The organism is Actinoplanes sp. NPDC051388, assembly GCF_055586225.1.
Map to the genome: position 1 here is coordinate 94,287 of NZ_JBVJIP010000009.1, position 13,294 is coordinate 107,580.

The following is a 13,294-nucleotide window of genomic DNA, read 5'->3' on the forward strand; positions in this document are numbered from 1 at the left end:
CGCCCCACCCGGCAACCCCTGAGTGACGTGGTGCACCTTCGGCTGCACCGCCGCACCTTCACTCAACGCACATACGCGAGGCACGCTCAGCACCGGCGGCGACGGCCTGAGGGGGTGCGTGCGGTGACGAGAGTCCTGATGGGCGATTTCAGCGCGCTGCATCGACTCGGACTCGAGGACATCCTCCGGCAGGACGGCATCGAATTGATGGACGCGGGCAGCGATGTGCTCGCCCGCGTGCTGGAGGCCCTGCCCGATGTGATCGTGCTCGATCTCGACAAGCGCGCGACCACCGACCTGGTGCACGTCATCGTGCACCGTTTCCCCGCGGTCAAGGTGGTCGCCTGTTCGTCGGTCCGGCCGACGGTGCGGGTCTTCCCGCCGCTGCACTACGGAGAGTTCTACGAAACGGATCTTGACCCCGCGCTGCTGACCAGCGCGGTGCAGGCCTGACAACGAAGGGTGTCACCCATGGCCGCGTCGTACGGAGCCCCGGGCGTCTACATCGAGGAGCAGCCGAGCGGCTCCATGCCCATCGAGGGGGTGGGTACCGCCGTGGCGGCGTTCGTCGGCTTCACCGAACGCTATGACGCCGAACAGGGCGACCCGACCGACCCTGACGGAGTGAAGCCACAGCTCGTCACGAGCTGGCCGCAGTTCGAGCGTGTGTACGGCGGATTCGTCCGCGGCGCCATGCTCCCGCACGCGGTGCGCGGCTTCTTCGAGAACGGCGGCAGCGCCGCCTACATCTGCCGCATTCCGGGCGCCAACGGATCGGACGGCAACGGCGGGAACCCGACGCTGGTGCTGCCGGCCGCCGACAATCCGCAGAACCCGAGCATGCAGCTGTCCGCCCGCAACCCCGGGTCCAACCTCGAGGTCGAGGTCGTCCCGCCGCCCGCCGCCCCGCCCGCCGAGGAGGGCTCGGACGGAACCGCCGCGCCGAACGGCACCGGCGACTACACGCTGCGCGTCTTTGAGGGCGGCCAGCTGCGTGAGGAGCTGGGCGGCATCCAGTTCAGCGGCCGCAGCGCCCGCACCGTCGAGCGCGCCGTGAACGAGCGGTCCAAGTTCCTGCGCATCGAGATCCAGCCGCTGCAGGGCGCCTCGCTCGCCGAGCGCACCCCGATGGCCGGCCGCTACACGTTGCAGTCGCCGCCGGTCTCCGGCGTCGAGGTGTCGCCGCAGGACCTGATCGGCAGCGAGGCGGACCGCACGGGTTATCAGGGCCTCGCGATCGCGGAGAACGTCACCATGGTGGCGATCCCCGACCTGGTCACCGTCGCCACCAAGGACGACGGCTCGATCGACGAGGAGATGTTCCTCGGCGCGCAGAAGCAGCTGATCGACTTCTGCGAGGCCAGCCACAACAAGATGGCCATTCTGGACCTTCCGCCGGGGCTGAACGCGACCCGTGCGCTGGAGTGGCGCTCGCGCCTCGCCCGCGACTCGGCGTTCGGCGCGCTTTATTACCCGAACGTCGTGGTGCCCAACCCGTTGGCCCGCCCGGGCGCGACGAACGGTGAGCTTTATCTGACCGTACCGACGGCCGGCCATGTGGCCGGGGTGTGGGCGCGCACCGACGGCGCCCGCGGTGTGTGGAAGGCGCCGGCCAACGAGGCGGTCCGCGGCATCATCCGTCTCGAGACCGACGTCACCAACGGTGAGCAGGACCTTCTCAATCCTGAGGGGGTCAACTGCATCCGCTCGTTCGGCAGTTACGGCACCAAGATCTGGGGCGCGCGCACGCTCGCCAAGACGGATCCGAGCTGGCGCTACATCAACGTGCGGCGGTTGTTCAACTTCGTCGAGGAGTCGATCCAGCGCGGCACCCAGTGGGCGGTGTTCGAGCCCAACGACTTCGACCTGTGGCAGCGCGTCAAGCGCAACATCACGTCGTTCCTGCGTGGACTCTGGACCCAGGGCGCGCTCGTCGGCGCGACCCCTGAGCAGGCCTTCTACGTGCTCTGCGACGCCAGCAACAACCCGCCGGCGTCGGTGGACGAGGGCAAGCTCATCGTCGAGATCGGCATCGCACCGGTGAAGCCCGCCGAGTTCGTGATCTTCCGGATCAGCCAGTGGCAGGGCGGCGGCGACACCACCGACTGACCCACCCCTTGACGAGGCGCACCAGACTTTCACCGAGAACAGATTAGGAGGCGGCGATGCCCGACCTGATGACTAGCTTCAACTTCGTCCTGGAGATCGGCGGAGTGGAGATGGCCAGCTTCCGCAAGTGCTCCGGCGTCGAGTCGGAGACCGAGACGATCGAGTACAAGGAAGCCACCAAGGACGGCCGGATGATCATCCGGAAGGTCCCCGGTGCGATGAAGTGGAGCGACATCACCCTGGAGCGCCGGATCGACGAGTCCAAGGCGCTGTGGGAGTGGCGTAAGCAGGTCGAGGACGGCGACGTCGACGCGGCCCGCCGGGACGGCTCCATCGTCATCAAGGACTCGATGAAGACCGAGGTGGCGCGCTGGAACTTCGAGCGCGGCTGGGTCTCCAAGTGGACCGGCGCCGAGCTCGACGCCGGCAGCAACGAGGTGGCGACCGAGAAGGTGGTCATCACGCACGAGGGTCTGCACCGGGCATGAGCCTGCAGACTGAGTTTCCGTTCACGCTCCCGAAAGGGTTCGTGGACGAGCACGGGACGCTGCATCGCACCGGAATCATGCGCCTGGCCTGCGCGCGCGACGAGATCGAGCCGCTGCGCGACGGCCGGGTCAAGGAGAACGAGGCGTACGCGACCGTCATCGTGCTGTCGCGGGTGGTCACCGAGCTGGGCACCGTCCAGCGGGTGACCACCAAGACGATCGAATCGCTGTTCGTCAGCGACTTCGGATATCTGCAGGATCTCTACCGGATCGTCAACTTCCAGGACCCGAGCATTCTCGACGCCTTGGAGCCCGGTACCCCTTTCCCGCAGACGTCCGTGGAGGTGGGCTAGGGCACTACGCCCACGACGAGCTGTGGCAGGAGATCGCCTTCCTGGCATATCACCTGCACTGGGACCTCGACCGGCTGCTCGACCTGGAGCACGGGGACCGCATCCGCCTGCTCCAGGAGGTCGGCGGCTTGAACGAACGCGCATGGCAAGGAGTTCAAGGTGGCTGACGCGCACACCGTCGACCCGCCGTTCGTCGGCAAGTTCAAGTTCGAGATCGACGGTACGACGATCGGCGCCTTCACCGAGGTGTCCGGGCTGTCCGTGCAGATCGACGTGGAAGAGCTCGCCGAGGGCGGGCAGAACGGGTTCACGCACAAACTGCTGGGCCGGATGAAATGGCCGAACCTGGTGTTCAAGCGTGGCATCACGGACACCGACGCGCTCTTCGAGTGGCTGATGTCCGCCTCCGGCGAGGGCTTGACCAAGGAAGGCAACAAGGTCAAGCCCCGCAACGGAAAGATCAGCGTGCTGAACGCCAAGGGCGAGTCCATGCGCACCTGGACGATCATGGGTGCCAAGCCGGTCAAGTGGTCCGGGCCCAAGCTGGCCGCGTCGTCCCGCGACCTGGCCATCGAGGAGCTGGAGGTGTGCCACAGTGGCTTCCGCTCGTCGAAGTAGCGGGCGACCGCGGCTGTTGAGCCGCGTCGTCCGCCGCCTGATCGGTCGCCGTTCGCCGTCCCCGGCGGACGGCGCTTCGGGTGCTGCGGCACCGGTCGGCGCCGGCGTGGTCGGCGCCATGCCGGTGCGCGTGCCGTGGACCGTGATGCGCTGGTGGCAGGGCTTCCGGGCGCGTCGCTCGGCGGCGGCTGGCGCAGGCGCGTCGTTGTCGTCACACTCGCACGACACGCCGGCCTCGGCCGGCACGACCCCGATCGTCGCCCGGCCGTCGATGCTGCGCCAAGCACGACCGGCGCTGGCCGGCCGGTCACCGGGAATCCTGCGCCGATCCGTGAAGGCCGGACGACGCGCGGGCGCGGGGCCGTTGACCGCCGCGCCGGAATCGGGTCCCGAGGTCCGCCCGGGCCACGCGATGCCGATGCGCCCGGGCTTCATGGGCGGCGAGGCCACCCGGCCCGCCGCGATCACACCGGTCGCGACGCTGGGCGGGCTCACGACGAGCGGCTCGGGATCCGGCCACGCGGCCGGCCGGAGCAGAGGCGCGAACAAAGGCGCGAACAAAGGCGCAAACAAAGGCGCGGGCAACGGCACGAGCAACCGCGCGAGCGAAGGTGCGAGCAGCGGCGCGAGCAGGAGCGCCGACGGGCCGCTGGCCGGTGGTTCGACGCCGCTCGCCGGAGCCGGCACCGGCTCGCCCCTGGCCGCGCGACCCGCCACCGGTCCGTCGGTGAGCAACCCGCTCCCGGTCGAGCACCTCCGCGTGCTCGGGTCGGCCCCGCTGCCGCCCGGCAACGAGCCTGACCCGACCGGGGCGGTGCACCTGAGCCCGGCGGTGCGGTCCGGCCCGGCGGCGGCGCCGCGGCCCGGACCCGGCAGCCGGGCCGGCCGGCTGGGCGAGAGCTCTCCGGCACGCGTATCCCGAAAGTCTTTGACCGAAAGCCCGAGGCAGCGCTGGGAAGACGCGGTCGCATCACGACCTCTGGAAGCCCCCCGCGCGCTGCCGACCGGGTTGCACGCGATGGCGGCCGCGCTCAGCGGACGGTCGCGGCCGCCGCTGTTCACCACCGGCCCGAACACCCGCGCCGCATTGAACGCCGCGGGCGCGCTCGGCGCGACCACCGGCAGCGTCGTGCACCTGCACAGCGCGCCGGCCGCCGGACCGACCGTCTCGGCGGTCCTCGCGCACGAGCTGACGCACACCCGCAATCCGGTGCGGCGGCCACGGTTCTTCCTCGGCGGCGGACTCTCCTCGCTGCTGGACGACGACGAGCGATCGGCCCTCGCGGCCGGCGCCCGGTCCGCCGCCTCCGGACTGGTCGGGCAGGGCAGCAAGGCCGCGTCCGGCCTGGTCGGACAGGGCCGGCAGATGGCCGACGGGCTGATCGGGCAGGGCCGGTCGGCCGCTTCGGGACTGATCGGGCAGGGCAGTTCGGCGGTCTCCGGGCTGGTCGGCCAGGGGCAGGACGCGGCGGCCGGGCTGATCGGCCAGGGGCGCGCCGCGATGGCCGACGCCACCTCGGCGGCGAGCGGCTACCTGGGACAGGGCCGGCAGATGGCCGACGGACTCATCGGGCAGGGCCGCTCGGCGCTGAACAGCGCGGGGGAGACCGCCGCCGGGATCGTCGACCAGCTGCCGGTGGGCGCGGGCTTCGGCGCGGTCGGCGACATGGCGACGCGCGCGGCGCGGGCCGCGGTGATGGAGGCCGGCGCGAGCCCGCTCGCCGCCGCCGGGGGCATGCTGGACCAGGCGCAGGGCATGGCGTCCGGGGCGATGGACTCGGCGTCCGGCGCGCTGTCCACCGTGTCGGGTTACGCGGACCAGGCGGCCGGCGCGGCGAACGGGCTGGTCGGCCAGGCGTCCGGCGCGGTCGACGGGTTCATGGACCAGGCCGCCGGCGCCGCCAACGGGCTCGTCGGCCAGGCCACCTCGGCCGTGTCCGGCGCGGTCTCCGGGGCGGCCGGCGCGGCCCAGCAAGCACTCGACCCGGACAAGGTCGTCGAGATCGTCGAACAACGCCTGCTGCGCGAGATCGAGCGGCGCGGCGGCCGATGGGCAGGAGTGTTCTGATGACCGCACCCGGCGCACCCGCGAAGGCCTTCCTTCGCACGGAGAACAACGTCAAGATCGACTTCCTGTTCAACCCGGCCGAGCTGACGATCAACAAGTCGAACACCTGGAACGCCTCGGAGAAGAAGGGCGGTAACGCGCCCGAGCTGCGCTTCCAGGGCGGCCAGTCGGGCACGCTGGCGATCAGCATGACGCTGGACACCACCCACGAGGGCACCGATGTCACCGAGCACACCAAGAAGCTGCTCGACCTGCTCAAAGTCGACCCGGGCCTGGCCGGCTCGGACAAGCAGCGCAACAAGGCGCGGCCGCCGTGGGTGGAATTCCACTGGGGCAAGCTGGCGTCGTTCAAGGCGATCGTGGAGAGCCTGCAGCTCAAGTACACCTTCTTCGCCAGCGACGGCATGCCGCTGCGGGCCAAGGCCGACCTGAAGCTCAAGCAGTGGAAGGACGAGGCCGAGTATCCGCTGCAGAACCCGACCTCGCACACGCCGACGCTGGACACCGTGCACCGCCTCTCGCACGGCGAGACGCTCGACCGGGTCGCCGCGAGACACTATGCCGACTCGACCCGCTGGCGGCTCATCGCCGAGGCGAACAACGTGGTCGACCCGCTCGCGCTCGAGCCGGGCATGCTGCTGGTCATCCCTGAGCTGCCGGTGCGCCGCCGTGCCTGAGGCGGTCAAGCGCCTGGACGGCGTCGTGCTCACGGTGGACGGGCGACCGCTGCCGCCCGAGCTCTACCCGCGCGTCACGATGGTCCGCGTCGAGGAGTCCGTTCACCTGCCCGACTACTTCGCGATCCACCTCGACGACCCGCACTTCGAGATCTTCGACAAGGGCACCTTCACCATGGGCACCCGCGTCGAGATCGCGTTCCGGGCCGAGGGCGACCCGGTGGTGGTCACCTCCGGCGAGATCACCGCGGTCAGCATCGAGCCCGGCGGCGCGGGCCGGCACGAGCTCGTCCTGACCGGCTTCGACCTGACCCACCGGCTGGCCCGCGAGCCCAAGTCGCGCAGCTTCCAGAAGATCAGCGACGCCGACATCGCCAGCCGCATCGCCGGCGAGTACGGCCTGGACGCCGACGTGGACGCGACCGGCGCCACCCACGAATACGTGCTCCAGGCCGGCGAGACGGATTACGCGTTCCTGCGCCGCCGCGCGTCCCGGATCGGCTTCGACGTCTGGGTCAGCGACAAGAAGTTCTTCTTCAAGAAATCCGTACGCTCGGCCGGCGCCCCGCCGAAGCTCCGCTACGGGCAGAACCTGTCCCGCTTCTCGGTGCGGTTCTCCGCCGCCGAGCGCTGCGACGAGGTGCAGATCCGCGGCTGGGACCAGCTCGGCAAGGCGCCGATCACCGGCAGCGGCACCGAGACCGACCCGGGCACCGACGCGCCCGCCGCGCAGGAGATGGCCGACGCCGCCAAGCGCGCGTTCGGCCGGGTCAAGCGCAACGCCGGCCAGTTCCCGGTGACCGACCAGTCCGAGGCCGACGAGCTCGCGTCGTCGCTGCTGCTGCGCGCGTCCGCCGAGGAGGCGGTGCTGCGCGCCGAGGCGGTCGGCGACCCGCTGATCGCGGCCGGCTCCAAGGTGCAGATCGAGGGCATCGGATCGCGGTTGACCGGCGGCTGGCGGGTCACCGGCGTCGAGCACACCTACGGCGCGGGCCGGCCCTATCTGACCAAGTTCACCTGCGGCGGCAAGGAGCCGGGCGGGCTGGCCGACCTGACCGGCGCGAGTGGCGGCGGCGGTGGCAACGGCAGCGATCGCCGCGGCTGGAGCGGCCTGGTGGTCGGCATCGTGACCAACAACGACGACCCGGAGAAGCTCGGCCGGGTGCGCGTCAAGTTCCCCACGCTGTCCGCCGACGACGAGAGCGCCTGGTCCCGGATCGCCACCCCGGGCGGCGGCAAGGAGCGCGGCCTGCAGTGGCTGCCCGAGGTCGACGACGAGGTGCTGGTCGGCTTCGAACTGGACGACCACACCCGGCCGGTGATCCTGGGCGGGCTGTGGAACCGCACCGACGCGCCGCCGTCCCCGGGCGCGGTGGCCGGTGGCAAGATCAACGAGCGGCTGCTGGTCAGCCGGAAGGACTCGCGGCTGCTCTTCAACGACGAGGACCAGCCCTTCGTCACGCTGAGCCTGGGCGGCACGCCCTGCCTGGTCAAGCTGGAGAAGTCCGAGTCGCAGGTGACCGGCGACCAGAAACTGGTCCTCTCGGCCACCAACATCGAGATCAAGGCGACCCAGAAGCTGGCCTTGTCCGGCGCTCAGGTCGAGATCACCGCCTCCGGATCGCTGACCGCGTCCGGCAAGCCGATCAGGTTGAACTGATGCCACAGCCCGCCGCCCGCCAGAACGATCCCGTCCTGGGCACCGACATCCACATCCTGCTGGTGCCGTCGCCCGGCGGCCCGGTGCCGACCCCGACGCCGCTGCCCTATGTCGGCAAGCTGATGACCGCGCTCTCCACCGACGTGTTCATCAACGGCTTGCCGGCCGCGACCAAGGACAGCATCTCGCAGATGGTCCCGCCGCACATCGCGCCGCCGCCGACCACGTTCCAGAAGCCGCCGACGAACCAGGGCAAGGTGGTGCTCGGCTCGACCACCGTCCTGGTGAACGGGAAAGGGCTGGCCCGGGTCGGCGATCAGGTGATGACCTGCAACGATCCGACGGACGCACCGGTGAGTGCGATTACCGCGGGTTCCACCGACGTGCTGGCCGGGTGAGCGGGATGCGGCAAGAGGACTTCATCGGCAGCGGCTGGGCGTTCCCGGCGGCGATCAACCGGACCGGCTCGGTGCGGCTGGTCAGCGGCGTGGACGAGGTGGACGCTTCGATCCGGATGATCCTGTCCACGGTGCCGGGGGAGCGGGTGATGCGGCCCGAGTTCGGCTGCGCCATGTGGGAGATGCTCTTCGCTCCGCTCACCGCCGGCACGCTGGGCCTGATCGAGCAGATGGTCCGCGAGGCCCTCGAGCGCTGGGAGCCGCGGATCACCCTGCAGCAGGTGCTGGCCACCGCCGAGCAGTCGACCAGCACCGTGCACATCGCCATCGGCTACCGCATCCGCAGCACCAACGACGTCCGCAACCTGGTGTTCCCGTTCTACACCATTCCCACCGAGGAGCCCCAGCCGTGAGCCTTCCCGCGCCCGAACTGGACGACCGCCGGTTCCAGGACATCGTCGACGAGGCCAAGCGGCGGATCAACCGGCTGTGTCCGGAGTGGACCGACCACAACGTGTCCGACCCCGGCGTGGCTCTGGTCGAGCTGTTCGCCTGGATGACCGAGATGACGCTCTACCGGCTCAACCAGGTGCCCGACCGGCTCTATGTGAAGTTCCTCGAACTGGTCGGCGTCGAGCTGTTCTCCGCCGTGCCGGCCCGGGTCGATTTGCTCTTCACGCTCACCTCGGCCCGCGAGGACACCGTGCGGGTGCCGTCCGGCACCCAGGTCAGCACCGAGCGCCGCGAGGACGAGGAGCCGGTGGTCTTCCTCACCGACTCCGAGCTGCAGATCACCCCGCCCAAGCTGGTCGCCTGCGTCACGCACACCGGCGAGCGCTACGCCGACCACTGGGAGGACCTGCGCCGCGAGGCGTCGTCGGTGCGGCTCTTCCCGAACCTGCGCCCGGACGAGGCGGTCTACTTCGGATTCGCCGAGTCGGCCGCGGGCAACCTGATCCGGCTCGAGGTGCAGACCGGCCCGGAGGGCGCCGGCGTCGACCCGCGCCGCCCGCCCCGGGTCTGGGAGGCGTGGGACGGTCAGGCCTGGCAGTCGGTGCGGATCCTGGAGGACACCAGCGCCGGCTTCAACAGCCCCGGCCAGGTGACGCTGCTGCTCCCCGCCCGGCACGAGGCGCTGGCCATCGGGTCGCGCCGGGCGCACTGGCTGCGCTGCCGGTTGGTCAAGGCCGTGGAGGGGCAGCCGGAGTACGCGAACCCGCCCGAACTCGAGTCGCTCTCCGCCGTGGCGCTGGGTGGTGCGATCCCGGCCCACCACGCCGAGCCGGCCCCGTCCGAGCTGCTCGGCACCAGCAACGGCCGCCCCGGCCAGATGTTCCAGGTGCGGCGGGTGCCGGTGCTGCCGCGGCGGCACGACGAGACCGTCCGGGTGGTCCTCCCGCGCCATGAACGCAGCGGCGAGCCCGAGGAGGAGGAGTGGATGGAGGTGGCCGACCTGGCCGACGCCACCGTCCAGGACAAGGTCTACACCTGGTCCGGCGCCACCGGTGAGATCCGCTTCGGTCCGCGGGTGCTGGACCGCGGCGGCCAGGTCTGGCAGCACGGCGCGATCCCGCCGATCGACGCCCAGATCTACGTGACCGGCTATCGCTTCGGCGGCGGCAAGCGCGGCAACGTGGCGGCCGAGCGGCTGACCGTGCTGCACACGTCGATCCCGTTCGTGGCGTCGGTGACCAACCTCGACGCGTCGGTCGGCGGGGTGGACGCCGAGACGGTGGACAACGCCAAGATCCGTGGCCCGCTGCTGCTGCGCGGCGGCCGGCGCGCGGTCACCGCGGAGGACGTCGAGCGGCTCACCCTGGACGCGGCGCCCAACGTGGCCCGCGCCCGGTGCCTGCCGCCGGCCAGTCCCGGCGAGCCGGCCCGGCTGCTCGTGGTGCCCCGGCTGGACATCCCGCCGGAGGACCTGACGCTGGACGACCTGGCCATCCCGGAGGAGCTCGAGGAGCAGATCAAGGCCTACCTCGAGCCGCGCCGGCTGCTGACCATGCGGATCCGCATCGAGCCGCCGCGCTACCAGGGCGTCAAGGTGGTCTCCGAGGTGCGGGCCGGTCCGGGCGTGCGCACCGAGACGGTCCGCGAACGCGCCGAGCGGGCGCTCTACGAATACCTGAACCCGCTCACCGGCGGCCCGAGCGGCCAGGGCTGGCCGTTCGACACCGACCTGCGGCTCGGCGACGTCTACGGCGTGCTGCACGGGTCGTTCGGCGTGCAGGGCGTGGAAGCGGTGCACTTCTTCTCCGCCGACCTGCGCCGCAAGCGCACCCTCGACCAGGTCGAGCAGCGGCTGCGGCTGCTGCCCGAGGCGCTCTTCATGTCCTATGAGCACCGGGTGGTGGTCCAGCAATGAGCTGGCTGGTCGATCAGCTGCCCCGGGCGATGGCGCAGGACCCGGTGCTGCGGGACTTCGTGACCGCGTTCGAGCAGGTGGCCGACACCGTGCGCGAGCGCATCGACAGCATCGAATATCAAATGGACACCGGCCTGGCCAGCCCCGAGATGCTGCAGTTCCTGGGCGCCTGGCTGGGCGTCGAGCTGGAGCCGACCGACCCAGCCGAATACCGCCGCTCGATGGTCCGCGAGGTGGGCCGGCTGCTCGGCTGGCGCGGCACCCGCTACGGTGTCGAGGCATTGCTCGAGGCGGCCACCGGCTCCCGCGTGACGGTGATGGACGTCGGCGGCGTCTATGGCCGCAACGACACCGTGCCGGCGGAAAACCCGGTGGTGGTCGTGCAGATGGACCACACCGGGCACCTCACCGAGCGGCAGGTGCTCGGCTTCCTGCAGAGCGAGCTGCCGCTCGGCGCGCAGGTGCAGCTCGACGTCCGATTCCAGCCGCAGGCCACCGTGCAGGGCCGGGCCCGTCCGGGAGGTGCCGATGGCTGACCGTTACGGACACGGCGGCGGGGGCGGCGGTTCGGTGCGGCAGATGCCGTGCCCGGACTGCGGCTCGCCGGTGCGCCCGGAGTCCGATCAGCTCTGCCCCAACTGCGGTTACCCGCTGATGTTCCTGCGGCAGGAGACCAAGGACGAGCAGCCGCGCGCGGCGCCTCGCAAGCCGGGGGAGCCGGTGGACCAGACCGGCATGGTCGACCGGCAGCGGCCGACCGACACCCGGCAATATCCGCCGACCACCTATGGCAACCAGAACTTTCAGGCGCCGCCGCCGCAAGGCCGGGAGATCGGGTGCCCGGGCTGCGGTTACCCCAACGAGCAGACCCGGATCCGCTGCGAGCGCTGCGGCCGTGAGCTGCGGGTGGCCCGGCCGAACGCGGTGCGGCTCGGACCGCCGCCGGTCGAGGCGCCACGCCGCCGCTGGCTCATCGTGCTGCTGATCATCCTGGCGATCCTCGCGGTGGCCTCGATCGCCACCGCGCTGCTCACCTATTTCTGGGACTCGATCACCGCAGCGGGGTGATCACCAGCTCGGTCAGCGCCACCGGCGGGGTGGCCGCGCCGTCCTGCGAGCGGGGGCGCACCGAGACGAAGGTGATGCCGCCGCGGGCCTTCGCCTTGTCCTCCGGGACGGCCAGGCTCGGCTCGGTGGTGCGGGAGAGGTCGGCATAACCGACCTCCATCGTCAGCGTGTCCTTGGTCAGCGGCACCACGGTCAGGCCGCCGGCCGGCGCGCCCGCCACAAAGGTGATCAGCACCGGCACGGTGTGGCACTTGGTCGCGTCGTCCGGGTTGGACGACGTCAGGAACTTCTTCTGGTCGGCATCGGTCACCACTGCCGTCGCGGTCGCGTTCTCACACCCCGGCACCGAGATCGAGCCGGTGTCGCCGCTGGTCAGGAAGCCGTCGTCGCGGAAGGCGTCGCTGGCCAGCACGCCGTCCTTGCCCTTGGTCAGGTCGATCCGGCGGGGCGCCAGCACGCCCCCGGCGGTGGCCTCGTCCGTCGGCTGCTCGGCGGGCGGCGAGGACTCGCCACCGCCGGGCGGCACCACCGGCCCGGACGCCGCCGCGGACGGCTGCTCCGCGGGCGGCGCCGACGGCTGCTGGGCGCCCGGCACGGTCGGCGGCACCACCACGGGAGCGGTCGCGGCGACGTCGGTCTTGTCGTCGTCCTTGGCCGCGTTGCGCGCCATCAGCGTGGGCACGGCCACCGCGGCGGCCAGCAGCAGCACGCCCGCGGCGATGCCGGCGACCTTGGCGAACTTGGACGCGAACCGCGGCTTCTGCACGAAGGACGCGTTGCCGGTGCCGGCCGTGGCGCCGGGCAGGTCCGGGGTGGCCGTGATGGTCATCTGGCGCTGCTTCTCACGGTTCCACGGCAGCGGCGCCGACACGGTGAGCAGGGCCTGCGCCGAAGTGCCGGGCGGCAGGTCGACCCACGGCGGCTCGAACGCGGCGGTGACCCGGCGCTCGGGGTCGGTGGCGGCCAGATAGAGCCGCACCGGGGCGTTGCCCCCGTTGGACACCTCGATCGTGTATCGGCCGGCGCGCCCGCCGGTGACCACCTCGGGCGTCGCCTTCACCGCGATCGACTCGATCGAGGCGAGCTCGACCGGCACCTCGACGCAGCGCGACACGTCGTGCCGGTATTTCGAACGGACCAGCGCACCGAGCACATAGGTGCCGGCCGGCGCGGGCGGCTGCACCGGCAGGCTGACCCGCACGGTCAGCGTGCCGGACTCGGACGGCCGCAGCTTGGCGACGTCGGGCTCGGTGCGGACCTGGGCGCCGTCCGGCAGCCCGAGGAACTCCACGCCGTAGTGCTCGACGATGTCACTCGCATTGCGGACGGTCACGTCGAAGGTCAGCGCGTCACCGGGCGCGGCGTCAGCCCGCTCGGGCGCCACCGTCACCCGCAGCGGCAAAGTCATGTGCAGCCTCCGGAAAGCCCAGTGTCACGGTCATGCTGTCAGACCCGGGCAACCGGCAACAATGGCCTTCCGTGCAGCC

The 13,294-nt window shown here is 71.3% G+C and carries 15 protein-coding genes; 14 read left to right on the plus strand and 1 reads right to left on the minus strand.

The window, feature by feature from the left end:
* The first annotated feature begins 123 nt into the window (after positions 1 to 123).
* The 14 genes from ACZ6TI_RS23235 to ACZ6TI_RS23300 are packed head-to-tail and all read left to right on the plus strand — an operon-like array spanning position 124 to position 11,807.
* Positions 124 to 453 (plus strand): helix-turn-helix domain-containing protein, encoded by a 330-nt coding sequence (locus ACZ6TI_RS23235; protein WP_465347217.1) that lies wholly within the window; start codon positions 124 to 126, stop codon positions 451 to 453.
* A gap of 18 nt (positions 454 to 471) precedes the next feature.
* Positions 472 to 2,109, plus strand: coding sequence for a phage tail sheath family protein (locus ACZ6TI_RS23240; RefSeq protein ID WP_465347218.1), 1,638 nt, complete (start codon positions 472 to 474; stop codon positions 2,107 to 2,109).
* 56 nt (positions 2,110 to 2,165) lie between these two features.
* Complete coding sequence (locus ACZ6TI_RS23245; protein ID WP_465347219.1) at positions 2,166 to 2,597, plus strand: phage tail protein; 432 nt, start codon at positions 2,166 to 2,168, stop codon at positions 2,595 to 2,597.
* Positions 2,594 to 2,950, plus strand: coding sequence for a hypothetical protein (locus ACZ6TI_RS23250; protein ID WP_465347220.1), 357 nt, complete (start codon positions 2,594 to 2,596; stop codon positions 2,948 to 2,950). Before ACZ6TI_RS23245 ends, ACZ6TI_RS23250 begins: the two co-directional genes overlap by 4 nt.
* A complete protein-coding gene (locus ACZ6TI_RS23255; RefSeq protein WP_465347452.1) occupies positions 2,845 to 3,117 on the plus strand; it encodes a DUF6760 family protein in 273 nt (90 codons plus the stop codon). Before ACZ6TI_RS23250 ends, ACZ6TI_RS23255 begins: the two co-directional genes overlap by 106 nt.
* Complete coding sequence (locus ACZ6TI_RS23260; protein ID WP_465347221.1) at positions 3,110 to 3,568, plus strand: phage tail protein; 459 nt, start codon at positions 3,110 to 3,112, stop codon at positions 3,566 to 3,568. Before ACZ6TI_RS23255 ends, ACZ6TI_RS23260 begins: the two co-directional genes overlap by 8 nt.
* Positions 3,569 to 3,584: 16 nt before the next feature.
* Complete coding sequence (locus tag ACZ6TI_RS23265) at positions 3,585 to 5,636, plus strand: hypothetical protein (RefSeq protein ID WP_465347222.1); 2,052 nt, start codon at positions 3,585 to 3,587, stop codon at positions 5,634 to 5,636.
* A complete protein-coding gene (locus tag ACZ6TI_RS23270) occupies positions 5,636 to 6,313 on the plus strand; it encodes a CIS tube protein (RefSeq protein ID WP_465347223.1) in 678 nt (225 codons plus the stop codon). Before ACZ6TI_RS23265 ends, ACZ6TI_RS23270 begins: the two co-directional genes overlap by 1 nt.
* Entirely contained in the window at positions 6,306 to 7,973 is a 1,668-nt protein-coding gene (locus tag ACZ6TI_RS23275; protein WP_465347224.1) for a VgrG-related protein, read from the plus strand. The genes ACZ6TI_RS23270 and ACZ6TI_RS23275 overlap by 8 nt, the downstream gene beginning before the upstream one ends.
* On the plus strand, positions 7,973 to 8,371 hold the full coding sequence (locus ACZ6TI_RS23280) for a PAAR domain-containing protein (RefSeq protein WP_465347225.1): 399 nt from the start codon (positions 7,973 to 7,975) through the stop codon (positions 8,369 to 8,371). Before ACZ6TI_RS23275 ends, ACZ6TI_RS23280 begins: the two co-directional genes overlap by 1 nt.
* Positions 8,372 to 8,376: 5 nt before the next feature.
* The gene (locus ACZ6TI_RS23285) at positions 8,377 to 8,784 is read left to right on the plus strand and encodes a GPW/gp25 family protein (RefSeq protein WP_465347226.1); all 408 of its coding nucleotides are present in this window, start codon (positions 8,377 to 8,379) and stop codon (positions 8,782 to 8,784) included.
* A complete protein-coding gene (locus tag ACZ6TI_RS23290) occupies positions 8,781 to 10,739 on the plus strand; it encodes a putative baseplate assembly protein (protein WP_465347227.1) in 1,959 nt (652 codons plus the stop codon). Before ACZ6TI_RS23285 ends, ACZ6TI_RS23290 begins: the two co-directional genes overlap by 4 nt.
* Positions 10,736 to 11,275 (plus strand): phage tail protein, encoded by a 540-nt coding sequence (locus ACZ6TI_RS23295; protein WP_465347228.1) that lies wholly within the window; start codon positions 10,736 to 10,738, stop codon positions 11,273 to 11,275. Before ACZ6TI_RS23290 ends, ACZ6TI_RS23295 begins: the two co-directional genes overlap by 4 nt.
* Positions 11,268 to 11,807 carry a hypothetical protein gene (locus ACZ6TI_RS23300; RefSeq protein ID WP_465347229.1) on the plus strand — a complete coding sequence of 180 codons (540 nt, stop codon included), beginning with the start codon at positions 11,268 to 11,270 and terminating at the stop codon, positions 11,805 to 11,807. The genes ACZ6TI_RS23295 and ACZ6TI_RS23300 overlap by 8 nt, the downstream gene beginning before the upstream one ends.
* Here ACZ6TI_RS23300 and ACZ6TI_RS23305 read toward each other — a convergent pair.
* Positions 11,791 to 13,215 carry a COG1470 family protein gene (locus tag ACZ6TI_RS23305; protein WP_465347230.1) on the minus strand — a complete coding sequence of 475 codons (1,425 nt, stop codon included), beginning with the start codon at positions 13,213 to 13,215 and terminating at the stop codon, positions 11,791 to 11,793. The genes ACZ6TI_RS23300 and ACZ6TI_RS23305 overlap by 17 nt on opposite strands.
* Between the last annotated feature and the right edge of the window lie 79 nt (positions 13,216 to 13,294).